Origin of the sequence: Streptomyces sp. NPDC058157 (assembly GCF_042884105.1) — a bacterium.
Taxonomy (GTDB): Bacteria; Actinomycetota; Actinomycetes; order Streptomycetales; family Streptomycetaceae; genus Streptomyces.
This window is the reverse complement of record NZ_JBHVUQ010000122.1, coordinates 1-23,005: the sequence shown is the minus strand read 5'-3', so window position 1 is coordinate 23,005 and position 23,005 is coordinate 1. Positions and strand designations below refer to the sequence as shown.

The following is a 23,005-nucleotide window of genomic DNA, read 5'->3' as shown; positions in this document are numbered from 1 at the left end:
GCGTCCCGCACCCCCCGCAGCGGCCCCGCGGCCGCCTACTCGGGCCCCGCCGGGCCCCGCCCGGCCACCGCGACGGCGCTCTCGTACGCCCGGACCGCGCCCGAGCGGTGGCCGAAGGGGTTGTGACCCGGCTCCCGGGACGCCATGCTCCGCAACCCCCATCCGGAATCCATGGCCGGGGCCCCGAGCAGCCGGGCGAGCTGTTCGGTGCGGACCCGGTCGAGCAGGCCGGCTGCGAGGCGGCCGCCGCCCAGCAGACCGGTGTCCAGGAGGTGCGCGGCCGCCCCCGTCAGCCGGGCCAGCGGCCGGCCGTCGGGATGCAGGGCGGCGGCGGGGCGGCCCCCGTCCGGGCCGTCGATCCAGAACCGGTCCAGGAACCTCTCCCGCAGGGCGGCCGCCCATTCCCGCCACTCGGCGGCTCCGGCCCGCCCGCACCCGTCGAGCAGATCGGCGCCGAGCAGCGCGGCCCGGTGGGCGTGGGCCTGGGTTTCGCAGCGGCGCGGCCCCGGGTCGGGGTCGGCCAGGAAGCCGTCCTCGCCGAGCGCCCGGCGCAGCCAGTCCAGACAGCGTTCGGCGGCGGGCAGGAGGCGGGCCACCTCCTCCTCGGGCAGCCCCCACCGGCGGGCCTCGGCGAGCACCGCCGGGAAGCCGAGGGTGGCTTCGGTGCCGGTGCAGCCCGGCGGCAGCTGCGGTCCGGCGGCGCGCAGCGGACCCGGGATCATGCCGCCCCCCGGTCCCCGCCCGGAGGTCTGGCTGCGGGCCAGGGTCCGCAGCGTGGCGGCGGCGAGCCCGGTGCCGAGGGGCAGTGCCATCCGGGCGGCCCACAGCGACTCGGCCGGAGCCAGCCCGAGCCGCCAGGGCGCTCCGGCCGCCGCGAAGGCGTCGGCCGGCTCCGCGGGGTCCCTCAGGAGCAGGGCCCGCAGGTCCTCGACGCTGGTTCTGAGCCATGCCTCGGCCCTCGGGTCGTCGCCCTCGGCGCGGGCGTCGGCGAGCGGGTTCGCGACCTGTCCGGCGGGGGCCCGCGGCGTGCGGTCCCGGGTGGTCCGCAGCTCGATGCTGCGGGACTCCCCCGGGCCCAGTTCGAGCTGCCAGCGCAGCAGTCCGGCGGCGGCGAGGGCGTCGTCGGGGGCGGGTTCGGCGGTGGTGACGGCGAGGGCCTCCTCCGTGCTCCAGCGCAGCCCGGCCGCGTGCACCCCGGGGGTGAGCTCCGGCCCGGCACGGCCGGCCGCCACCGCGGCCAGTTCGGCCAGGTCCGTGCCGAGCGCGACCTCCACCGGCAGGCGCAGCGGCCGTGCGGCGAAGCTGCGTACGGTGATGCGCTCCGTGCCGTCGGCGTACCGGACCCGCTCGACGCCGATGTCGGGGTCGGGGCCGGGTTCGGCCCCGGTGCGCACGGTGGCGGTGAAGGCCGCCCGGTCGGCTCCCAGGCTGCGCCCCTGGACGGCGACGGGCTCCCGTCCGGCGACGCGCAGGACGCAGCGGGACAGCAGCCGGCGCCCGGACCGGTAGACCCCCTCGACGCCCCGCCCGGTCAGCTGGCCGTGCTCGGGCGAGATGACCAGGCAGGGCGCGGCGACGCAGATGACGGCGCCGTGCACCGGAGGCAACTCGGCCCGCCCGCCGCCCGGCCCGGGCGACTCCCCCGGCCGACGGGCCCCGGAAGCGAAGGCGCTCGCGGATCCGGACCCCGGCGCGGTCCCGGGCTGGTGTGCGCCCGATGCCGGCGCGGTCCCGGGCGGAGCCCCTGGTGGACGTGATCCCGCGGCGGGCGGGGGAGCCGGCGGGTACGGGCCCACGGCGGGAGGCGTGCCGGGCGGGAACACCGTCGAGCGGGTAGCGGGTGTGGTTCCGGTCGGGCCGGTTTCGGGTGCGGGGGGAGCCATGTGCCGCCTTGTCTGCGCTCCGGCCGGTTCGGCTGGGCGGCGGCGCGGCCGGACCCCCACCGCCCACCGGCTGAACGCCCCCGCCCCCGCCCGGGTCACGGGCCCTGGTGGCGGCGGCCCGCAGCGGGTGGCGCGCGAACGGCGCGCGGGACCGCCCGCCGCGCTCCACAGCCGTCGCGGGAGGCGGCCCGGAAGGGGCGCCCGGCGGGCGCTCACTGCCCGCTCCCCTCGGCGCGGCGGGCCGGTCGGCGGCGCTGTCCGGTGCGGCGGCCGGGCGGGTGCGTGGTGGCGGCGGTCCGCTTGCGGCGGGGTTCGCGGCGCCTGCGTTCCTCCCGCAGGCACTGCCGCAGCCCCTCGGGGTCGATGCCCTCGTTGCAGGCGTGGTGGAGCAACTGGGCGAACCGGTACTCGGCGTCGGCCCGCAGGGCCAGTCCGAGGGCGATCCGGGCGGTCGGCTCGTCCCCGCTGGACCACGAGACCCAGCCCGCCAGGGTGAGCGGGGCCGCCGCGTGCTCCGCGTAGGCGCCGACGCAGCGGCGGGCCAGGGCCCGCCACAGGCGCAGGGCGGGGGCGGCCTCGTCGCCCTCCATCCACTCGGCGGCGATGTCGCGGATCGCCCGGTCCTGGAGGCCGAGGATCACCGCCGCGGCCTCGTCGTGGCCGACCAGGGCGTCGTCCCAGTCGTCCGCCCCGGGTCCGCCTTCCGCGGGTGGGGCGAGGGTCAGCCTCCGCATGAGGGTGCGGGCCAGGCCCAGGGTCCGCGCGCCGACCTCCTCGCGGGTCTCCCCGTCGAGCATCCTCGGCACGAGGTCCGCGGCGGCCCGTTCCAGTGCCTCTTCCTGCTCGGTGGCCCAGGCCCCGCCGAGCGGTGACATCCGCTTCTCGATCTCCTTGAGGGAGCCGCGGACGTGGAGCCCGGCGAAGGTGGCCGCCGCGGCCATCACCGAGGTGCCGGACGGCGCGAGCGGGGTCCCCTCGGCGGGGCAGCAGGCGCCCTCGGGGCACACGTACGACCAGTAGCGGCCGCCGGAGAGGCACAGGGCCTCCAGGACCGGGACGTCCAGCGCGCCGCAGGCCGTCCGGAGCCGCTGGGCGAGCGGGCGCAACCGGGTCATGACCCGCTGCCCGCTCTCGCCGCCGACGGGGTCCTGACAGAGGAAGACCACGATCCCGTCGGGCTTGTCCCCGCGCCGTTCGGCGTTCTTGATCAGGCAGTCGGCGACCTGGCGGGCGGTGTCCTCCCACTCTGCCGGGGTGGTGGGGATCCCCACGCGGAGCCGTCCGCCGAAGCGGCCGCACGCGCCGTGGACGGAGACCATGACGAGGGAGTCGGTGGGGTGGAAACCGAGCATGTAGGGCAGCGCGTCGGCCAGTTCGGCCGGGCTGCGCAGGGTGATCTGGGGTTCGGCGGGGGTTCCGGCGGGGCTGATGGACGGCCGGCCGGACGGGCTGCGTGATTCGTGGTTCGTCGTCATGCCTCGACGGTCCCGTGCGTGATCCGATCCGGAAACCCCTGTGGATAACCCGCCCGGCTCGTCCAGCCTTCAACATCCACAGGCGGGAGTGCGCATTGGCGCGATGTCAGAGGCATCGGGTTGCATGGGGGCATGAACGCAGACCTGAGGTCCTCCGCCGATTCCGTACTCGCCCGCCTCGTGGGCGACCCCACGGGCACCGCGCGGCTGCGCGAGGACCAGTGGCGGGCGATCGAGGCCCTCGTCGCGCACAAGCGGCGGGCCCTGGTCGTGCAGCGCACGGGCTGGGGCAAGTCCGCGGTCTACTTCGTCGCCACCTCCCTGCTGCGAGCGGCCGGTGCCGGACCGACCGTGATCGTCTCCCCGCTGCTCGCCCTGATGCGCAATCAGGTCGAGGCCGCCGCCCGCGCCGGCATCCACGCCCGCACCATCAACTCCGCCAACCCGGAGGAGTGGGAGGGCATCCAGGCGGAGGTCGCGGCGGGCGAGGTCGACGTCCTGCTGGTCAGCCCGGAGCGCCTCAACAACCCCGACTTCCGCGACCAGGTCCTGCCCAAGCTCTCCGCCGCGACAGGGCTGCTCGTGGTCGACGAGGCCCACTGCATCTCGGACTGGGGCCACGACTTCCGCCCCGACTACCGCCGGCTGCGCACGATGCTGGCCGACCTGCCCCCGGGCGTCCCGGTCCTGGCGACGACGGCCACCGCCAACGCCCGGGTGACGGCCGACGTGGCCGAGCAGCTCGGCACCGGAGCGGGCACGGACGCCCTGGTGCTGCGCGGCCCCCTGGACCGCGAGAGCCTGAGCCTGGCCGTGGTCACCCTGCCCGACGCCGCGCACCGGCTGGCGTGGCTCGCCGACCGGCTGGGTGACCTGCCGGGATCCGGCATCGTCTACACGCTGACGGTGGCCGCCGCCGAGGAGGTCACGGCCTACCTGCGCCACCGGGGTTACACGGTCTCCTCCTACACCGGAAAGACCGAGAACGCCGACCGCGAGCAGGCGGAGAACGACCTGCAGGCGAACCGGGTCAAGGCCCTGGTGGCCACCTCGGCCCTCGGCATGGGATTCGACAAGCCGGACCTGGGCTTCGTGGTGCACCTGGGGTCGCCCTCCTCCCCCATCGCCTACTACCAGCAGGTCGGCCGCGCCGGCCGAGGCGTCGAGCACGCCGAGGTGCTGCTGCTCCCCGGCCGCGAGGACGAGGCGATCTGGCAGTACTTCGCGTCGGTGGCCTTCCCCCCAGAGGAGCAGGTGCGCCGCACCCTGGACGTCCTGGCCCAGGCCGGCCGGCCCCTGTCGCTCCCGGCCCTGGAGCCGCTGGTCGACCTGCGCCGGACCCGGCTGGAGTCGATGCTCAAGGTGCTGGACGTGGACGGCGCGGTCCACCGCGTCAAGGGCGGCTGGACCGCCACCGGCGAGCCCTGGGTGTACGACGCCGAGCGGTACGCGTGGGTCGCCCGGCAGCGGGCCGCCGAACAGCAGGCGATGCGCGACTACGCCGCGTCCACCGGATGCCGGATGGAGTTCCTGCGCCGGCAGCTCGACGACGAGGGGGCCGCCCCCTGCGGCCGCTGCGACAACTGCGCGGGCGCCCGCTTCACCGCCGCGGTCTCCTCCGCCGCGTTGGACACCGCCCGGGGGGAACTGGGCCGTCCCGGCGTGGAATTGGAACCGCGCCGGATGTGGCCGACCGGGCTCGCGGCGGTGGGCGTGGACCTCAAGGGCCGGATCCCGGCGGGCGAACAGGCCGCGCCCGGCCGGGCCCTGGGCAGGCTGTCCGACATCGGCTGGGGCAACCGGCTGCGGCCGATACTGGCCCCCCAGGCACCCGACCAGCCGGTTCCGGACGATGTGGCCCAGGCGGTGGTGGCCGTTCTGGCCGACTGGGCCCGGGGGCCGGGCGGCTGGGCCTCGGGAGCCGAGGACGCCCCGGCCCGGCCCGTGGGAGTGGTCTCGCTGCCCTCGCGCAGCCGCCCGCAGCTGGTCGGCTCGCTGGCCGCGCGGATCGCGGAAGTCGGACGGATTCCGCTGCTGGGAGCCCTGGAGTACACCGACCAGGCGCCGGAGTTCGGGCTTCCGTCCTCGAACAGCGCCCAGCGGGTCCGGGGGCTCCACCAGGCCTTGACCGTGCCGCCAGCCCTGGCGGCGAGCCTTGCCGAGGTCCCTGGTCCGGTGTTCCTCGTCGACGACCGCGCGGAGAGCGGCTGGACCCTCGCGGTGGCGGCCCGGCTGCTGCGGCGAGCGGGGGTGAGGGGGGTGTTTCCGCTGGTGCTCGCGCTCCAGCCGTAGCGGAATGAGTCGACTTCGGCGTGGCGGGGCAAGGATATGAACGGCATACCGGCGAATTCCGGTCCGCGTCCTCAAATGCTCATTGCCCCACCGTCGCGGGCCACGCGAGAATCGGAGTGCTCCCGCTCGGCTCGTCGGCACTCTCCTGGGCCGCGCTGCGGCGCGCCCACACCTCAGCCGTGCCCGTTCGCGGGCGTGTACCCGAAGGGAGGACCGTGACCTTCGGATTCGCCCCGCCCGCGACCGCGTCCTTGACAACGGCCACCGGTGGCGCCAGTCGGCACGGCCGACTGCTCGAACCCTCCGAATGGACCGCCGCGGGGGTTCCCCTGCTGCGCAATCCGCGTGAGGTGGTCAGCGGCCTGCACTCCCGGCACAGCCCGGTGCCGTCGACCGCCGTCATAGCCGTGCTCGGCCCGGAGGAACGGCTGGTCGCCAGCGCCTCGTTCGTGCAGCGCTCGGCCTCGGCGGACGGCTGGGAGTACCGCAACGCCCTGCTGTCCCGGCTGCGCCGGGTCATCCCGCACGACCTGCGGCGGCGGACCCCGGTCCGGACGGCGGTGCTGATGTACTGCCGCGAGGGCGACGAGCGGTGGACCGAGGAGGACGGGGCCTGGATGTGGGGACTGCGGGACGCCTGCACCCTGCACGGGCTGCGCTGCGGCGCTTACATCACGCTGACCCGCGGGGGCTGGCAGGTGCTGGGCGAAGGCCGCGGTGGACGGCACCCCAGCTCGGAGTCCAGGCCCGAGCGGCTCGGCTCCGTGACCGAGATCGCGTCACTGCCGCTGAGCACCGCCGGCGGGACGGTGGAGCCGCTGCGCCGGGCGGCGGCCCGCTAGGCCGGGACACGGCCCAGGCCCGCACGGCCGCACTCCCGCGAAAGGGGGCACGGCTGGTCGGGCCTCGGACCTCAGCGGGGCCGGCACCGGCCCGCCCCGCCCCTCGCCCGTGGGGAGACGGGGCGTCAGACGCCCGCACCCAGCACGGAGTTGATCTGTTCCGCGTCGCCGCAGACGACGAGCAGCGCACCCGCCCGCGCGAACGCGACCGGCAGTGCGGCGGCGGTCGTTCCGGCCGGTCCGCCGTTGGCCGCGAAGACCACGACGGGACGCCCGGCGGCGCGCTGTACCTGCGCCGCGTCCGCGTAGAAGACGTCGTCCCCGGCGTCGTGCTGGGCCCAGTAGGAGGCCTCGCCGAAGGACAGTTCGTGCGCGGCCCACGGGTGCGGGTCGCCAGTGGTGATCACCAGGATGTCGCCGGGCGCGCGCCCGGTGTCGAGCAGCAGGTCCACGGCCTCCTCGGCCGCGTCCAGCGCACCCTCGGCCGAGGCCGGGATCAGCTGGACCTGCGGCACCGCGGCCGAGACGGACGGCGCGGCGGGGGCTGCGGGAACGGGTCCGGGGGTGGCCTGTCCAGCGCGCTGCGCGGGCGGGGCCGGGCGGACGGGACCGGGGCGCCCGGGCCGGGGTACGGCGGCGGGACGCGGACCAGGTACGGGGCGGGGGGTCTGCGCGGTGCGGCTCGCGGCCGGCGTGACGCGGGGACCCTGGGCACTCTCGTGAATCTGAGGCTCCTCGATGGCGGGGGTGAGAGGCATGAGTTGATGTCTATCAAACACCGGTACGAAACGTACCGGTGGGTGGCACGTGGGTGCGATCAGAAATCGAAGCCGAGTTGGCCTCCGTTTTCCAGCTCCGTCGACTCCTCGCTGCGGCGGACCTTCTTCAAGTGCCGCCACTGGGGGAGCGCGTCGAGGTACGACCACGAGAGCCGGTGGTACACGGTGGGCCCGCGCTCCTCCAGCGCGGCGCGGTGCACGGGCGACGGGTAGCCGGCGTTGGCGGCGAAGGCGAAGTGCTCCAGCCCGTCGCCGGGTTCGCCCAGGGCCGCCATCATCCGGTCGCGCTGGACCTTCGCGATCACGGAGGCCGCGGCCACCGCGATGCAGGACTGGTCGCCCTTGATCACCGTGCGGACCTGCCAGGGCCGGCCGAGGTAGTCGTGCTTGCCGTCGAGGATCACCGCGTCCGGCCGCACCGGAAGGGCGTCCAGCGCGCGCACGGCGGCGAGCCGCAGCGCGGCCGTCATCCCCAGCTCGTCGATCTCCTCCGGGGAGGCGTGGCCGAGGGCGTGCGCGGTGACCCAGGCCTGCAGGACGTCGAACAGTTCGTCGCGCCGCCTGGGGGTGAGGAGCTTGGAGTCGGTGAGCCCCTCGGGGGGCCGACGCAGACCGGTGATCGCCGCACACACGGTGACGGGACCGGCCCAGGCGCCTCGTCCGACTTCGTCGACCCCGGCGATGACCTTGGCGCCGGTGGTTGCACGGAGGGAGCGCTCGACGGTGTGGGTGGGTGCTTCGTACGGCATGGCGCCAGCAAGGTTACGCCGCCGCGGGCCGCCTGCACACCCCGGCCCGGCCCAAGCACACGCGCCGGGCGCCCGGCGGTCGGCGCACGGGCCCGCGCGGGGCTGCCGCACCCCGGCCGCGGGGGCTCGGGCGCAGGACGTGGGCACCATCGGTCCGCCGGCCATCCCGGCGATCCCCCGGTCCAGCCATTCGCTCCCGCACACCTTCGTGCGACACATCGGCAGCGCCGGGACCACCTCGACGATCAGCGGACTCGCGGCGTCCGGGCGAACGTCCACCCGCTCGATACGCCGCAGTAACGACTCCCGTACCGCCTCACATGTCGGCTCGTACCACCCCCGCCCGATCATCTGGCGAAAGAGCACCGTGGACTGGATCGCATTCGTGAAGGGCGAGTGGAGCTCCACCCCGGCCGACGAACGCGACCCCGTCCCTCGTGGGATCTCCCCCTCACCAGGGCCTCCTGCACGGGTCCCGGGTGAGGGGGACCGGCTAAATCGCGGCTTCCGGCAGCCAGGCCGGGAGGGCCTCGGTCCGGGCCAGCCAGGTCCCCGGCAGCGCGGCGTCCCCGCGCGCGCCCAGGATCCCGCCGACGATCGCGCAGGTGGTGTCCACGTCCCCGCCGACCTGGGCGGTCGTCCAGAAGGCCCGCTCGAAGTCGTCCAGGGCCCGCGCGGCCGACCAGAGCGCGAAGGGCACGGTGTCGTGGGCGCTCGTGCGTCGGCCGCAGCCCAGTACGGCCGCGACGGTGTTGGCGTCGCCGTAGTCCAGCATGTCGCGTGCCCGGCGCACGCCCGCGCCCACGGCGCTGCGCGGCACCAGCGCGATCACCCCGTCCAGCAGATCCTCGGCGGTCGGCGGGCCGGCGGGGGCCGCGGCCAGCGCGGCCGCGGCGGCGACGGCCATCGCCCCGCACACCGCTTCGCGGTGCTGGTGGGTGGTGTAGGCGGAGATCTCGGCCTGGTGGGTGGCCTGCTCGGGGTCCTCCGCGTACCAGGCGCCCAGCGGTGCGATCCGCATCGCGGCGCCGTTGCCCCAGGAGCCCTGCCCGTTGAAGAGTTCGGCGGCCAGGGTGCGCCAGTCCTCGCCCTCACGGACCAGGCGCAGCATCCGGTTCACGGCGGGCCCGTAGCCGCGGTCGAAGTCGTGGTGCTCGGCGAACGAGGCCGCCAGCGCGTCCTGGTCGATGCGGCCGTGGGCGGCGAGCACGGCCACCACCGAGCAGGCCATCTCGGTGTCGTCGGTCCACTGCCACGGCTCGCCGCCGGCCGGCAGCTCGCGCCGCTTGAGCAGCGGGTAGTTCACGGGGACGAAGTACTGGGAGCCCAGGGCGTCCCCCAGGGCCAGCCCACGGAGGCTGGACAGGGCGCGTGCGTAGCGCCGTTCGGAAGCGGAATCAGCGGTCATCGCGCGCCACTTTAGCCGTCCAGGTCATAAGGCTCGGGTGTGGTCCACCGCTCAAACGGGCGGTCCATCCGGTACCGGCCGTCGGGGCCGAGCATCAGCACGCGGAATTCGCCGTTGCCGGGGTTGGAGAGGGCCTCGAACTCGGCGACCGACCAGTGGAACCAGCGCATGCAGAACAGCCGCATCGTCAGACCGTGCGTCACCAGCAGCACGTTCTCGGGGTGGTCGGGGGCCTCGAAGCTGCGGTAGAGGCTCTCCAGGAAGGAGCCGACCCGGTCGTAGACGTCGGCGCCGGACTCGCCCTGCGCGAAGCGGTAGAAGAAGTGGCCGTAGGCGTCGCGGTAGGCCTTCTGGAGTTTGACGTCGTCACGGTCCTGCCAGTTGCCCCAGTCCTGCTCGCGCAGCCGGGGCTCCTCGCGCATCCGCACCCGTGAGGGGTCCAGGCGCAGCTCGCGGAAGGTCTGGAGGGTGCGGCGGTACGGGGAGACGTACGCGCTGATGTGCTCCTCGCCGAAGAGTTCACGCAGCCGCACCCCGGCCTCGGCGGCCTGTTCCCGGCCGGCGCGGGTCAGGCGCAGGGCGTGGTCGGGCTCGCGCTCGTACACCGTGTCATCGATGTTCCCCTCCGATTCCCCGTGCCGGACGAGGACGATGCGCCGTGGTCGAACCATGCCCCGACCCTATGCGGCGCCCGGGGCGGGTGTGGCCCGGGCACGCCGGTCGCGGGGCTGTTCGTCGTACGGTCATACCGTCCAGCTGGGTTCGAGGTCCACGACGTCCCCCGTGAGCGCCTCGACGTCCGCCTCGGTCTGGGCGCGCAGCGAGAGCCGTTCCACCCGCTCCTGCCGGTACTTGCCGTGTTCGGCGGCCGCACGCCACATGGACAGCACCAGGAACTCCCGGCCCGGCGCCTCGCCGAAGAGTCCCCGGATCATTCCGGGCGACCCGGCCATGGCGGGGTTCCAGACCTTCTCCTGCATCAGCGCGAAGTGCTCCAGGCGCCCTTCCCTGACCCGGGTGTGCGCGACCCGGACCACGTCGGCGTCGCTGAAGCGCGGCTCGAAGCCGGTCTTCACGTCGAAGCGGTGGTCGAAGAGCGTGACCCGGGCGTCGGTGTAGGTGCCGGTCTGCGCGGCGGCCAGTCTGTCGTGGGAGCGGGCCATGAAGGAGTCGTAGAAGGAACGGCTCTCCCAGAACGCGAAGACATGCGCGACCCCCTGCCGGCCTCTGCTCCAGCCGCCGCCCTGCCCCCGGAACCCGGGTTCGCCGGGCAGCCCCGCCCACTTGCGCTGCCCGCGCTCGAACCCGCGTCGGTCCGTCACCGTGCAGCGAATCCACTTGACCAGCACCGCGCCATCGTACGGTCCCGGGCCCGGCCCCGGTCAGTCCTCGGAGCGGTGGATCCGTACCAGTTCGGCCGCATCCCGCTCGGGCAGCCGAAGGCCGAACTCCCGGTCGAGCAGACCGACCAGCCCGTCCGGGGCGACGGGCTCCCGCTCGGTCCGCCCGTCGGGGTACAGACGCATCAGCTCACGGTCCACGAGCGTCGTGCGGACCTCGTCGCCCGGAAGCTGGACGAGGGTCTTGCCGATGAAGGAGGACCGGGGGTGGCTGGAGCTGTAGTGGTTCAGGACGACGTAGTCGACGGGCAGGTAGTGCTGCGGCGAGAAGGCGTACAGGTCCCGCCACGCGCCCCCGCGGCGGATGCTCAGGACGAGCACCCCGCCCTCCTCCTCGCGGACGGCGAAGGTCCACGGCCCCTGGCGCACCTCGACCCCGGGCCGTCCGAGCGGAACGGGCTCGCGCGGCCCCTGGTAGCCGAATCCGGCGTCGCAGAGCCACGGTTCGCCGTCGACGGTGACGACGAGGGCGGCGTGCGTCACCGGTGTCACGGCGTCCGCGCGGGTGCGGTTGCGGGCGCCGCGTCCGGTGACCTCGAAGCCGATCCGCTCCAGGGCGGCGGCCAGCAGCGAGTTCTGCTCGTAGCAGTAGCCGCCGCGGCGGCCGTGCACGAGCTTGTCCTCCAGGGCCCCCAGCTCCAGCCGGACGGGGCGGCCGAGCAGGACGTCCAGGGTCTCGAAGGGGATGGCGGCGGTGTGGGCGCGCTGCACCTCGTACAACGTCCGCAGGTCCGGCCTGAGTTCCCGGGCCGCGCGCCGTAGTCCGATCCGGTCCAGGTACGCGTCCAGGTCCAGCTCGTCACCGTTCCACATGCCCATCCGCTGTCCCCCGCCGTGACGTCCCGGGCCCCCGACGCCCGCGGACCCCGCCCCATGATCACCGCGTCCGGCCTTGCGCACCAGCCGTATTCGCCGTTCACCCACCGCGCCGCACAAGCGTGAAGAGGGTGCCGACCCGGAGGTCGGCACCCTCTTCACGTGGTGCTAGGAATCAGCCGTCAGCTGCAGCCGCTGGTGGAGCCGCAGCCCTCGCAGATGTAGCAGGAGCCGGCGCGCTGCATCTTCGTGCCGCAGGAGAAGCAGAGCGGGGCGTCGGCGGAGACGCCCATCTGCATCTCGACCAGCTCGGCGTTGCTGTGCGCCGTCTTCGGGGCCGGGACCGGGACGACCGCCACCGGCTTGGCCACGGCGGCGACGGGCGCCGACTGGGCCAGGGACTCGGTGTCGAGCTCCTCCTCCTCGAGCGGCTCGTACGAACCGGTGTCGAGGTGGCGCTGACGCTCCTCGGCGGAGTGGATGCCGAGGGCCGAGCGGGTCTCGAAGGGCAGGAAGTCCAGCGCCACGCGGCGGAAGATGTAGTCGACGATCGACTGCGCCATCCGCACGTCCGGGTCGTCCGTCATACCGGCCGGCTCGAAGCGCATGTTGGTGAACTTCGCGACGTACGTCTCCAGCGGGACGCCGTACTGCAGGCCGACGGAGACGGCGATCGAGAAGGCGTCCATCATGCCCGCGAGGGTCGAGCCCTGCTTGGACATCTTCAGGAAGACCTCGCCCAGGCCGTCGTCCGGGTAGGAGTTGGCCGTCATGTAGCCCTCGGCGCCACCGACCGTGAAGGAGGTGGTGATCCCCGGGCGGCCCTTGGGCAGGCGCTTGCGGACCGGGCGGTACTCGATGACCTTCTCGACGGCCGTGCGGATGGTCTCCTCGGCCTTCTCGGTGATCTCGGCCTTCTCCTCTTCCTTCTTCTTGGCGGAGAGGGGCTGGCCGACCTTGCAGTTGTCGCGGTAGATCGCGAGCGCCTTGACGCCCAGCTTCCACGCCTCGAAGTAGATCTCCTCGATCTCCTCGACGGTCGCCGTCTCGGGCATGTTGACCGTCTTGGAGATCGCGCCGGAGATCCAGGGCTGGATCGCGGCCATCATGCGGACGTGGCCCATCGCGGAGATGGAGCGCTCGCCCATCGCGCAGTCGAAGACCTCGTAGTGCTCGGTCTTCAGGCCGGGGGCGTCGACCACGTTGCCGTGCTCGGCGATGTGGGTGACGATCGCCTCGATCTGCTCCTCCTGGTAACCCAGGCGGCGCAGGGCCTGCGGGACGGTGCCGTTGACGATCTGCATCGAGCCGCCGCCGACGAGCTTCTTGAACTTGACCAGGGCCAGGTCCGGCTCGACACCGGTGGTGTCGCAGGACATCGCGAGACCGATGGTGCCGGTCGGTGCGAGGACGGAGGCCTGGGAGTTGCGGAAGCCGTTCTTCTCGCCGAGGCGCAGGACGTCCTGCCAGGCCTCGGTGGCCGCGGCCCAGATCGCGTTGTCCAGGTCCTCGGTGCGCGGCGCGACGGCGTTGGCGTCGGCGTGCTGCTTCATGACGCGCTTGTGCGAGTCGGCGTTGCGGGCGTAACCGTCGTACGGGCCGACGATGGCGGCCAGCTCGGCGGAGCGCTTGTACGCGGTGCCGGTCATCAGCGAGGTGATCGAGGCGGCGAGGGTCCGGCCGCCGTCCGAGTCGTACGCGTGGCCGGTGGCCATCAGCAGGGCGCCGAGGTTGGCGTAGCCGATGCCCAGCTGGCGGAAGGCGCGGGTGTTCTCGCCGATCTTCTGCGTGGGGAAGTCCGCGAAGCAGATGGAGATGTCCATCGCGGTGATGACGAGCTCGACGACCTTGGCGAAGCGCTCGGCGTCGAAGGACTGGTTGCCCTTGCCGTCGTCGTGCAGGAACTTCATCAGGTTGAGCGAGGCGAGGTTGCAGGACGTGTTGTCCAGGTGCATGTACTCGCTGCAGGGGTTGGACGCGGTGATGCGGCCGGACTCGGGGCAGGTGTGCCAGTTGTTGATCACACCGTCGTACTGGATGCCCGGGTCGGCACAGGCCCACGCGGCCTCGGCGAGCTTGCGGAACAGCGCCTTGGCGTCGACCTTCTCGATGACCTCGCCGGTCATGCGGGCGCGCAGGCCGAACTCGGTGCCGTTCTCGACGGCCGTCATGAACTCGTCGTTCACGCGGACGGAGTTGTTGGCGTTCTGGTACTGGACGGACGTGATGTCGTCGCCGCCCAGGTCCATGTCGAAGCCCGCGTCGCGCAGGGCGCGGATCTTCTCCTCCTCCTTCACCTTGGTGGCGATGAAGTCCTCGACGTCCGGGTGGTCCACGTCCAGGACGACCATCTTGGCCGCGCGGCGGGTGGCGCCGCCCGACTTGATCGTTCCGGCGGACGCGTCGGCGCCGCGCATGAAGGAGACCGGGCCGGAGGCGTTGCCGCCGGAGGAGAGGAGCTCCTTGGAGGAGCGGATGCGGGAGAGGTTCAGGCCGGCGCCGGAGCCGCCCTTGAAGATCATGCCCTCTTCCTTGTACCAGTCGAGGATGGACTCCATGGAGTCGTCGACGGCGAGGATGAAGCAGGCGGAGACCTGCTGCGGCTGGGGCGTGCCGACGTTGAACCACACCGGGGAGTTGAAGCTGAAGATCTGGTGCAGGAGGGCGTAGGTCAGCTCGTGCTCGAAGATCTCCGCGTCGGCGGGGGACGCGAAGTAGTCGTAGTCCTCGCCGGCCTTCGTGTAGGTCTTCACGATCCGGTCGATGAGCTGCTTGAGGCCGGTCTCGCGCTGCGGGGTGCCGACGGCGCCGCGGAAGTACTTGCTGGTGACGATGTTGACCGCGTTCACCGACCAGAAGTCGGGGAACTCGACGCCGCGCTGCTCGAAGTTGACCGAGCCGTCGCGCCAGTTGGTCATGACGACGTCACGGAGCTCCCAGTTCACCTCGTCGTACGGGTGCACGCCGGGGGTGGTGTGGATGCGCTCGATCCGCAGGCCGCCCTTGGCGGCCTTGGTCCCCTTGGCGCGGGAACCACGTGCCGAGCTGCTCGCCGTCTCTGTCATGCCGCCTGCCTCCCATATGCGGGCAAAAACGCCCTAAAGTGCCAGCGATATTCCGCGGCACAATGCTGTGTCTTGTATCTACGAATCTCGCCCTGCCGGCCGGCGGGGCCGCACTGCGCTGCGGCCCTGTCCGGTCAGTCGGCGGCGGAGGCGGGCACGGGGACGACCGGGGGGGTCCCTCCGGGCTCGCACTCATGGGGATGAGGCCGCGGCTCGCGAAGTTCCGCGATGGCGGTCTCGAAGTCTTCAAGGGTGTCGAAAGCTTTGTACACGGACGCGAACCGCAGGTACGCGACCAGGTCGAGCTCCTGCAACGGGCCGAGTATGGCCAGGCCCACGTCGTGGGTGGTCAGCTCGGCGCTCCCGGTGGCGCGCACCGCCTCTTCGACCCGCTGGCCGAGCTTGGCGAGGGCGTCCTCGGTGACCGGCCGCCCCTGGCACGCCTTGCGGACGCCAGAGATGACCTTGGTGCGGCTGAAGGGTTCGGTGACCCCGCTTCGCTTGATCACCATCAGCGAGGCCGTCTCCACCGTCGTGAAGCGACGGGAGCAGTCGGGGCACTGACGGCGCCGGCGGATCGACGTTCCGTCGTCGGTGGTGCGGCTGTCGACGACGCGGCTGTCGGGGTGCCTGCAGAAGGGGCAGTGCATGGTTCCCTCACCCTCCTCTTGGCACGACTGAATCACCCCACGGAGCCCTTCGACGACGGAGAGCGAGTCTCCGCCGGGGGCTCGTGAAGCAGCCACAAGCATATGCGATCCCGGAGGTTCGAGCCGACCGCGGACCACAACTTGTGGGTTGTGACGCTCATCCAACCACTAGATCTTGCGTTGGGGAGGATTTACGTGCCTACGCGTGTCGCGGGGCCGGATGGCCGGTTTCCGTGGGTTCCGGTGCCACACTGGGCGGCGACCCGGACGGCGGCGACCCAACCCGGAAGGGTACCGTAAGCAGCAGACGCGGTTCCGAATCCGTGTTCGGACGACGGGTCCGCCACACACCTCCGGACCGCCGTTCGGACCGGCCGTCCACGCCGGCCGGCCACCCCGGCCGGCCATACACCCGCCACTCTCATCCGAGTGGGCGATCCGCGATTTTTCACTCGAACGTGTGTTTGGCGCAACCTTTCGAAAGCTACTACCGTTGTCCAGCTAGGGAGAACATTTCGAGAGGGGCCGACGTGACCACCACCGCAGACAGTGCCACCATCACTGCCCAGAACCGCTCCCAGAGCCGACTCGAGCCGGTGCATGCCATGAGTGACGCAAGTCAGAACCCGGAGGCGGAGGCGAACGTACGCCCCGCACGCTCGCTGCCAGGGCGCCCTCCAGGCATCCGCGCCGACAGCTCCGGGCTCACGGACCGGCAGCGGAGGGTCATCGAGGTCATCCGGGACTCGGTGCAGCGCCGCGGCTACCCGCCGTCGATGCGCGAGATCGGCCAGGCCGTCGGCCTCTCCAGCACCTCCTCCGTCGCCCATCAGCTGATGGCCCTGGAGCGCAAGGGCTTCCTGCGCCGCGACCCGCACCGCCCCCGCGCCTACGAGGTGCGCGGCTCCGACCAGCCCAGCTCGCAGCCCACCGACACCACCGGCAAGCCCGCCGCCTCCTACGTCCCCCTGGTCGGCCGGATCGCGGCCGGCGGCCCGATCCTCGCCGAGGAGTCGGTCGAGGACGTGTTCCCGCTCCCCCGCCAGCTCGTGGGCGACGGTGAGCTGTTCGTACTCAAGGTCGTCGGTGACTCGATGATCGAGGCCGCCATCTGCGACGGCGACTGGGTCACCGTCCGGCGCCAGCCGGTGGCGGAGAACGGCGACATCGTCGCCGCCATGCTCGACGGCGAGGCCACGGTCAAGCGCTTCAAGCGGGAGGACGGCCACGTCTGGCTGCTCCCGCACAACGCCGCCTACCAGCCGATCCCCGGTGACGAGGCGACCATCCTCGGCAAGGTCGTCGCGGTACTGCGCCGGGTCTGACCCCTCGCCCCCAGCCAGCTCCGGGACCCTCTGCGCCGGTCCCGGAGCTGTTCCATGCCCGCTGTACGCCGGCCTGCGGCCTACTTGCCGTCGGCCTGGGCGCTCGCGTCGATCGCGGCCAGCGAGCGGCGGACCTGGTTGCGGTCCGTGGTGTACCAGAAGTCGGGCAGCGAGGCCCGCAGGAAGCTCCCGTACCGGGCCGTGGCCAGCCGGGGGTCCAGGACCGCGACGACGCCCCGGTCACCGGAGGCCCGCACCAGCCGGCCCGCGCCCTGGGCCATCAGCAGGGCCGCGTGCGTGGCGGCCACCGCCATGAAGCCGTTGCCGCCGTTCTCCTCGACGGACTTCTGCCGCGCGCTCATCAGCGGGTCGTCGGGGCGCGGGAACGGGATCCGGTCCATGATCACCAGCTGGCAGCTGGGACCGGGCACGTCCACGCCCTGCCAGAGGGAGAGCGTCCCGAACAGGCAGGTGCGCGGGTCGGCGGCGAAGGTCTTGATCAGCTCGCCCAGCGTCTCCTCGCCCTGGAGCAGGATCGGGTTGTCGAGCCGCCCGCGCAGTTCCTCGGCGGCCGCCTTGGCCCCGCGCATGGAGGAGAAGAGGCCGAGGGTGCGCCCGCCCGCCGCCTCGATCAGCTCGGCCAGCTCGTCCATCATGTCGCCGCGGGTGCCCTCCCGGCCCGGCGTGGCCAGGTGCTTGGCGACGTAGAGGATGCCCTGCTTCGGGTAGTCGAACGGGGACCCGACGTCCAGGCCGCGCCAGACCGGTACGTCCTCCCCCTCGACCCCTTCCGGGGAGAGGCCGAGCGAGGCCGCGACCCCGTTGAAGTCCCCGCCGAGCTTGAGGGTGGCCGAGGTGAGGACCACCGATCGGTCCTCGAACAGCTTCTCGCGCAGCAGCCCCGACACCGACAGCGGTGCGACCCGGAGGGTGGCGCCGAAGCGGTCGTGGCGCTCGTACCAGACGACGTCGTACTCGGAGCCGAGCATGATCCGCTCCGCCACCGTGTGGACGTTCTCCACCGCGGCCAGGGCCTGCTTGCGGACGGCGTCCTCGTCATGGACGGACTTGTCGCGGGTGGCGCCGATCGCGGAGATGACGTTGCGCGCGGAGTCACGCAGGGCGGCCAGCGCGTAGCCGAGGTCGTCGGGGATCTGCTCCAGGCGGCCGGGGAGCGCCAGCTCCATCACCCGCTCGAAGGTCTCCGAGGCGGTCTGCAGGGAGTCCGCGGTCTTCTCGTCGATCAGCTTGGCGGCGCGCTTCACGGCCCGGTTGACCTGCCCCGGGGTGAGCTCGCCGGTGGCGACGCCGGTGACGCGGGATACCAGCTCGTGGGCCTCGTCGACGATCAGCACCTCGTGCTGCGGCAGCACGGGAGCGCCCTCGATGGCGTCGATGGCGAGCAGGGCGTGGTTGGTGACGACCACGTCGGCGAGCTTGGCCCGCTCCCTGGCCGCCTCCGCGAAGCACTCGGCCCCGTACGCGCACTTCGTCGCGCCCAGGCACTCCCGGGAGGAGACCGAGATCTGGCTCCAGGCCTTGTCGGAGACGCCGGGGGTGAGGTCGTCGCGGTCGCCCGTCTCGGTCTCGTCGGCCCAGTCGCGCAGGCGCAGCAGGTCCTTGCCGAGCTTGCTGGTGGGGGCGGCGGCCTCGAACTGGTCGAAGAGGCCCTCTTCCTCGTCCTGCGGGGCGCCCTCGTGCAGCCGGTGCAGGCACAGGTAGTTGGACCGGCCCTTGAGCATGGCGAACTGCGGCCGCCGGCGCAGCTGCGGATGCAGCGCCTCGACCGTGCGCGGCAGGTCGCGCTCGACGAGCTGGCGCTGGAGCGCCAGCGTCGCCGTGGCCACGACGACGCGCTCGCCGTGCGCGAGGGCGGGGACCAGGTAGCCGAGGGACTTGCCGGTGCCGGTGCCGGCCTGGATCAGCCGGTGGGAGTTGTCGTCGATCGCTTCGGCGACGGCTTCGGCCATGGCCACCTGGCCGGGGCGCTCCGTGCCGCCGACGGCGGAGACGGCGGCGTGCAGCAGGTCGGGGAGGGAGGGCTTCGTCATAGCAGGATCAACCCTACGGGGCGCCGCCGACAGTGACGTACCGATCCGGCCTCACGGGTGGTGCAGGGGATTGGGCACGGTGCCGTGGATGACGGCCCGGGGGACGTCCGGGCGGTCGCGGTAGCCGTCCTGGTGGAGCCGGTTGCGGTTGAGGCAGAGCCGGTCGATCCGCTCGGTGAGCAGGTCGAAGGTCTCGAAGCGGTCCTTGAGCTCCGGGAAGCGGGCCTGGTGGCGGATGATCTCCGCCCGTACGAGGGACCAGAACTCGGACTCGGGAACTCCGAGCCGGTCCTCACACAGGGGGGCGAGGTAGCGGAAGACCCCGACGAAGAGGCCGGCGTGGATGAACTGGGTGAGGAAGGCGGGCGGCTCGGTGAGCAGGACCGCTCGGACCTCGTCGGGCAGGGACGCCTGCTCGGGGAGCGGGGTCCGGCTGATGTTGACGTCGTCCACGAAGTCCTTGACGGCCAGGCGGACGGGCACGTCCTGCTCGTCGAAGACCACGATCGCGTTCTCGCCGTGCGGGGAGAACACGGTGCCGTAGCGGTAGAGGAAGTGGAGCAGCGGGGGCAGCAGGGCGGCGAAGAGGCGCTGGAGCCAGGCGGTGGGTGCCAGGCCGGAGCGGGCGACGAGCTCGGCGGTGAAGGCGCGGCCGCGCGGGTCGGTGTGGAGGAGGGAGGCGAGGGTGCGGGCGCGCTCACCGGGGGCGAGGTGGCGGGTCAGGGGCTCGCGCCAGATCGCCCCGAGGAGGCCCTTGTACCGGTAGGGGACCTCGGGGAGCTGGTCGTAGACGGGGTGGCGGATGGTGACGGAGGCGACCTCCCCGAGCAGGATCACCCGGCATTCGTCGCGGAGGAAGGGGTCGGCGTCGCGCAGGGAGTGGATCCAGGCGGTCACGGCGGGGGCGGCCAGGGTGTGCTCACCCGGCAGGCCGCGCCAGACCGTGGTGTTGAAGACGGACAGCGGCAGCTTGACGCTGTGGCGGTCGGGGCGGGTGAGGTTGAGGAAGGTGCGGACGGACTGCTGCGGGAGCCGTTCGTCAGGGTCGGCGGGGAGCGGGACCAGGGCTCCGGAGGCGAGGGCGGGGGCGAAGAGGGGCAGGACGATCTCGTCCCACTGCCAGGGGTGGACGGGCAGGTAGAGGTAGCGGAGGGGGTCCAGGCCGCGGTCGCGCAGGGTCCGGTCGAAGGCGGCCCGGGTGACGGGGTCGAGCTCGGCGGCGTAGAGGCGCGCGGGGTCCTCGAGGCCGGCGCCGCCGCGGTACCGGGCGAGGGAGGTGTGGGCCGCGAGCCAGGGCAGGCGCTGCGGGGTGCGGGCTTCGGGGGCCCAGGCGGCGGCGTCCGCGGCGGACCATCCGATCCGGCCCTTGTTGGGGACGAGCCAGGGGTGGCCCGTCTGGTGCCCTTCGAGGGCTGCGTAGTCCAGGTCGGCGAGGACGTCGGCGGTGAGGGCGTGGTGGTCGAGGCGGGCGTCGGCGGCGAGGGTGGCGCTGAGCTCGCCGATGAGGTGGCCGAGGGTGGGTCCGTCGAGTCCGAGGAGGGTGCGGGCGCGGACGAGGAAGCCGAACGGGTCCGCGAAGGCCTCCGGGGAGTCGGTCGAGGGGGACGGCGGGGTGAGGGTGAGCGTGTCCGGCGCGACCTGCCAGCTGCCGTAGGCGCGGCGGCGCGCGCGGAACCCGAGGCTGCTGCCGTCGTCGAGGGTGAGGGTCCAGGCGTCACCCGCGGCCGCCGGCGCCGGGACGGGGGTGACGATCTCCTCGTACGCGAACTCGGCGAGCATCTTGGCGAGCAGCCGGCGGGCCGCGCCGTCCCAGGTCGGACGGTTGAGCTCGGGGGGCGTGCACGGGTGCTGGGGCGACGGGGGGACGGCGGGTTCCGCGGAGTCGGGGGCTGCGGGGAAGTTCGGCACGGGACTCCTCGAGGATCGGGAACTCCGCGGTGCGCCGCGGAGTTTTCGAAGTGAGAGGCGTAGGAAGACGGTCGGTCCTGGGGGCGGAGGACGGCGGGTCGGCGGCGATCAGAGGAGATTGCGCAGCGACCGGTCCCGGATCATCAGGGCGGCGCGCTTCTCGGGGAGTTCGATTTCGGTGGCGTAGCGGAAACCGGCGGCGAGGAAGGCAGAGACGGAGGGGGTGTTGCGGATGTCCGGTTCGGCGATGACCCGTGTGCAGCGGGGGCGGTTGTCGAAGACGAGCTCGGTGACGGCGCGCAGCAGCGTGGTCCCCAGGCCCCGTCCGCGGTTCGTGCCGTCTCCGATCAGCAGGTGGATACCCGTGTCGTGGGGGCGCGCCGGGTAGTGGCGGGAGACCGGGTCGAGGTCGGCCCGGTAGATCTCCCAGTAGCTCATCGGGGTGCCGTCGAGTACGCCGAGGCAGGGGATGCTGCGGCCGTCGCCGTCGAGCTGAGTCCGCAGATGGGCGGCTGTGACGGCGGATGCGCCGGCGAGCTCCCAGTAGGCGGCGACGTCGGGGTCGTTCATCCAGCGGGTGAGGAGCGGTAGGTCTCGGCCCGGCCGTGCGGGTTCGAGGCGGAAGGCTCCGACCGGTGTGGGGAAGGCGCCCCAGCCTGCGGGCGAGTCGAGGAGGTCCGCCTCGGCGAGCAGGGGCAGCAGCCCGACGGCGAAGCGGTGTCCGGGGGGCTCGTGGTGGTCGGCTTCGTGGTGGGCGAGGCCGATGGCGGTGCTGGTGGTCGTTTCGGCGGGGGGCATCGGGCTGTTCTCCGTGTCGGTGTGAGCGCGTCAGTCGTGGAGGGGGTTGGTGAGGGTGACGTAGACGGACTGCGTGTCGACGGGGCCGACGAGCTCGTCGAGGCCGCCCAGGCGGGTGAGCAGGTTCGCCTTGCAGCGCAGGGTGGGTGAGTCCAGCAGCTGCGTGGGGAGCGGGCCGAGGTCCGCGGCCTTGCCGAGGAAACGGCGGAAGGCGGCGAGGAGTACGCGCTCGTCGGCGAGCCGCTGGGATCCGAAGGCCCCGATGAGACCGAGCACGTTGTTGATGCCGAGGTAGTAGGCGAAGCGCTCGTCGGTGACGGCGTCGGAGACGAAGGTGTCACTGGCGCGGCCGATGCCGGGGAGCCGGTGTTCCAGCTCGGTGCGCCGGGACTCGCGGAAGTAGTAGCCCTGGTTGTCGCGGAAGCGGCCGCCGGCGGGCCAGCCGGCCCGGTCGAGGAGGACCACGGTGTTCTGCTGATGGGCTTCGAGGGCGATGCCGGCGAGCGCGTCGAAGGCCAGGACGGGCAGGACGACCTGGTCGAGGTAGCGCAGGAACCACTCGGTTGCGACGGCGGAGGTGGGCCGGCCGGTGCTGGTGGCGAGCCGGGAGACGGTGTCGGCGAGCCGGGAGCGCATCGTGGTGCGGCCGGGCCACGGGCGGGGTGAGGTGAGCGCGGCGACGCAGACGGCGTCGTCGTCGGAGCGGAAGGGGTTGTGGCGCAGCAGGGCGTCGAGTCCCGGTACGGGGGTGCCGTCCGGGGTGTCGACGGCGACCCAGGCGGGGTCGCGGACGATGTCGAATCCGGGGTGGGCCGTCTGCCATTCCTCGGCGAGGCCGGTGCGGAGCAACCGGTGCACCTCGACGCCGCGGTGGAGTTCCTTGCGGAGGTTCTCACGGCGGGAGTTGGTGATGCGCAGGCCCAGGGAGAGCTTGAGCATCGCGGGGGCGCCGGGGCGGTGGACGGTGCGGACGGAGGAGGTGGGGTACCAGGGGGGTCCGTACGGGCCCAGGTCGGTGAGGAGTCCCGCGTCGCGGAGGGCGGCGACGGCGGGGCGCTGGAGGAGGTCGCGGGCCTGCCAGGGGTGCAGGGGAAGGGGGGTGGTGCCGGCGGGCAGCGGGAGTCCGGGGGCGAGCCGGGCGAGGAGCTGCGCGGCGGAGACGGGGCGGCCGCGTTCGGTCCAGGCGGAGTCGGTGGCGAGGGCGGTGGGTGCGACCGCGAACCAGTGCAGGGGGAAGGAGCCGTGGAGTTCGGGTGAGTAGCGGTGGGCTTCGGTGTCGGAGAGGCCTTCGCGGCTCTTGGGATCCGGTTGGAGGGGGTGTCCGAGGAGGAGGGACTGTTCGGCGGTGAGGAAGAGGTCCCCGGCAATGGGGGTGGGGGCTGTGGGGCGACGGCGGCGGTCGGCGATGAACTCGGTGGTACGGCGCACCGAGTCGGCGACCCGGCCGACGAGATCGCCGCCACGGCCGTTGCCCTCGCGGGCGCTGTGGGCGGGGGGGGTGGGGGCGTGCACGGGGGGGGCGTCGGGGGGGGCGGCTTCGGGGCGGGGGGGGGGGGTGCGGTGG

General features: G+C 73.1%; 17 protein-coding genes. 3 read left to right on the top strand and 14 right to left on the bottom strand.

The window, feature by feature from the left end; all coding sequences use genetic code 11:
• Nucleotides 1–35: 35 nt before the first annotated feature.
• Nucleotides 36–1,607: a glycogen debranching N-terminal domain-containing protein gene (locus tag ACFVXK_RS26280; protein WP_389615667.1), complete on the bottom strand. Its 1,572-nt coding sequence runs from the start codon at nucleotides 1,605–1,607 to the stop codon at nucleotides 36–38.
• A gap of 488 nt (nucleotides 1,608–2,095) precedes the next feature.
• Nucleotides 2,096–3,358, bottom strand: coding sequence for a DUF4192 domain-containing protein (locus ACFVXK_RS26275; protein ID WP_389615665.1), 1,263 nt, complete (start codon nucleotides 3,356–3,358; stop codon nucleotides 2,096–2,098).
• 132 nt (nucleotides 3,359–3,490) lie between these two features.
• On the opposite strand from ACFVXK_RS26275, the gene ACFVXK_RS26270 reads away from it, so the two are divergent.
• Both ACFVXK_RS26270 and ACFVXK_RS26265 read left to right on the top strand, forming a co-directional pair.
• Nucleotides 3,491–5,650: a RecQ family ATP-dependent DNA helicase gene (locus tag ACFVXK_RS26270; protein WP_389615663.1), complete on the top strand. Its 2,160-nt coding sequence runs from the start codon at nucleotides 3,491–3,493 to the stop codon at nucleotides 5,648–5,650.
• 215 nt (nucleotides 5,651–5,865) lie between these two features.
• Nucleotides 5,866–6,492 (top strand): hypothetical protein, encoded by a 627-nt coding sequence (locus ACFVXK_RS26265; RefSeq protein WP_389615661.1) that lies wholly within the window; start codon nucleotides 5,866–5,868, stop codon nucleotides 6,490–6,492.
• 125 nt (nucleotides 6,493–6,617) lie between these two features.
• On the opposite strand, the gene ACFVXK_RS26260 is transcribed toward ACFVXK_RS26265, so the two are convergent.
• The 8 genes from ACFVXK_RS26260 to nrdR form a co-directional block, all read right to left on the bottom strand.
• The gene (locus ACFVXK_RS26260) at nucleotides 6,618–7,250 is read right to left on the bottom strand and encodes a hypothetical protein (RefSeq protein WP_389615660.1); all 633 of its coding nucleotides are present in this window, start codon (nucleotides 7,248–7,250) and stop codon (nucleotides 6,618–6,620) included.
• 59 nt (nucleotides 7,251–7,309) lie between these two features.
• Nucleotides 7,310–8,020 carry a ribonuclease HII gene (locus tag ACFVXK_RS26255; RefSeq protein WP_389615658.1) on the bottom strand — a complete coding sequence of 237 codons (711 nt, stop codon included), beginning with the start codon at nucleotides 8,018–8,020 and terminating at the stop codon, nucleotides 7,310–7,312.
• A 493-nt stretch (nucleotides 8,021–8,513) separates the two neighbouring features.
• A complete protein-coding gene (locus ACFVXK_RS26250; protein ID WP_389615656.1) occupies nucleotides 8,514–9,428 on the bottom strand; it encodes an ADP-ribosylglycohydrolase family protein in 915 nt (304 codons plus the stop codon).
• 11 nt (nucleotides 9,429–9,439) lie between these two features.
• Complete coding sequence (locus ACFVXK_RS26245) at nucleotides 9,440–10,099, bottom strand: histidine phosphatase family protein (RefSeq protein WP_079430125.1); 660 nt, start codon at nucleotides 10,097–10,099, stop codon at nucleotides 9,440–9,442.
• Nucleotides 10,100–10,171: 72 nt separating this feature from the next.
• Nucleotides 10,172–10,777 (bottom strand): YdbC family protein, encoded by a 606-nt coding sequence (locus ACFVXK_RS26240; RefSeq protein ID WP_389615654.1) that lies wholly within the window; start codon nucleotides 10,775–10,777, stop codon nucleotides 10,172–10,174.
• 33 nt (nucleotides 10,778–10,810) lie between these two features.
• The gene (locus ACFVXK_RS26235) at nucleotides 10,811–11,647 is read right to left on the bottom strand and encodes an arylamine N-acetyltransferase (RefSeq protein ID WP_389615652.1); all 837 of its coding nucleotides are present in this window, start codon (nucleotides 11,645–11,647) and stop codon (nucleotides 10,811–10,813) included.
• A gap of 179 nt (nucleotides 11,648–11,826) precedes the next feature.
• On the bottom strand, nucleotides 11,827–14,709 hold the full coding sequence (locus tag ACFVXK_RS26230) for a vitamin B12-dependent ribonucleotide reductase (protein ID WP_389615650.1): 2,883 nt from the start codon (nucleotides 14,707–14,709) through the stop codon (nucleotides 11,827–11,829).
• A gap of 134 nt (nucleotides 14,710–14,843) precedes the next feature.
• Nucleotides 14,844–15,359, bottom strand: coding sequence for a transcriptional regulator NrdR (gene nrdR, locus ACFVXK_RS26225; protein ID WP_079431988.1), 516 nt, complete (start codon nucleotides 15,357–15,359; stop codon nucleotides 14,844–14,846).
• A 530-nt stretch (nucleotides 15,360–15,889) separates the two neighbouring features.
• On the opposite strand from nrdR, the gene lexA reads away from it, so the two are divergent.
• Nucleotides 15,890–16,684: a transcriptional repressor LexA gene (lexA, locus tag ACFVXK_RS26220; RefSeq protein WP_389615648.1), complete on the top strand. Its 795-nt coding sequence runs from the start codon at nucleotides 15,890–15,892 to the stop codon at nucleotides 16,682–16,684.
• A gap of 80 nt (nucleotides 16,685–16,764) precedes the next feature.
• Here lexA and ACFVXK_RS26215 read toward each other — a convergent pair whose 3' ends face one another.
• The 4 genes from ACFVXK_RS26215 to ACFVXK_RS26200 all read right to left on the bottom strand — a co-directional run.
• Nucleotides 16,765–18,735, bottom strand: coding sequence for an ATP-dependent DNA helicase (locus ACFVXK_RS26215; protein WP_358892000.1), 1,971 nt, complete (start codon nucleotides 18,733–18,735; stop codon nucleotides 16,765–16,767).
• A gap of 51 nt (nucleotides 18,736–18,786) precedes the next feature.
• Nucleotides 18,787–20,643, bottom strand: a complete 1,857-nt coding sequence (locus ACFVXK_RS26210; RefSeq protein ID WP_389615646.1) for an IucA/IucC family protein — start codon at nucleotides 20,641–20,643, stop codon at nucleotides 18,787–18,789.
• A 108-nt stretch (nucleotides 20,644–20,751) separates the two neighbouring features.
• Nucleotides 20,752–21,441, bottom strand: a complete 690-nt coding sequence (locus tag ACFVXK_RS26205) for a GNAT family N-acetyltransferase (protein WP_389615644.1) — start codon at nucleotides 21,439–21,441, stop codon at nucleotides 20,752–20,754.
• Nucleotides 21,442–21,471: 30 nt separating this feature from the next.
• Nucleotides 21,472–23,005 (bottom strand): IucA/IucC family protein (locus ACFVXK_RS26200; RefSeq protein WP_389615642.1); only part of this gene is annotated, 1,534 nt, incomplete at its 5' end.

What these genes read in the sequence shown, in the direction of transcription:
- ACFVXK_RS26250 (WP_389615656.1), bottom strand. Translation starts at nt 9,428, where the DNA reads ATGACCGCTGATTCCGCTTCCGAACGGCGCTACGCACGCGCCCTGTCC.
- ACFVXK_RS26230 (WP_389615650.1), bottom strand. Translation starts at nt 14,709, where the DNA reads ATGACAGAGACGGCGAGCAGCTCGGCACGTGGTTCCCGCGCCAAGGGG.
- ACFVXK_RS26270 (WP_389615663.1), top strand. Translation starts at nt 3,491, where the DNA reads ATGAACGCAGACCTGAGGTCCTCCGCCGATTCCGTACTCGCCCGCCTC.
- nrdR (WP_079431988.1), bottom strand. Translation starts at nt 15,359, where the DNA reads ATGCACTGCCCCTTCTGCAGGCACCCCGACAGCCGCGTCGTCGACAGC.
- ACFVXK_RS26255 (WP_389615658.1), bottom strand. Translation starts at nt 8,020, where the DNA reads ATGCCGTACGAAGCACCCACCCACACCGTCGAGCGCTCCCTCCGTGCA.
- ACFVXK_RS26245 (WP_079430125.1), bottom strand. Translation starts at nt 10,099, where the DNA reads ATGGTTCGACCACGGCGCATCGTCCTCGTCCGGCACGGGGAATCGGAG.
- ACFVXK_RS26205 (WP_389615644.1), bottom strand. Translation starts at nt 21,441, where the DNA reads ATGCCCCCCGCCGAAACGACCACCAGCACCGCCATCGGCCTCGCCCAC.
- ACFVXK_RS26260 (WP_389615660.1), bottom strand. Translation starts at nt 7,250, where the DNA reads ATGCCTCTCACCCCCGCCATCGAGGAGCCTCAGATTCACGAGAGTGCC.
- ACFVXK_RS26215 (WP_358892000.1), bottom strand. Translation starts at nt 18,735, where the DNA reads ATGACGAAGCCCTCCCTCCCCGACCTGCTGCACGCCGCCGTCTCCGCC.
- ACFVXK_RS26235 (WP_389615652.1), bottom strand. Translation starts at nt 11,647, where the DNA reads ATGGGCATGTGGAACGGTGACGAGCTGGACCTGGACGCGTACCTGGAC.
- ACFVXK_RS26275 (WP_389615665.1), bottom strand. Translation starts at nt 3,358, where the DNA reads ATGACGACGAACCACGAATCACGCAGCCCGTCCGGCCGGCCGTCCATC.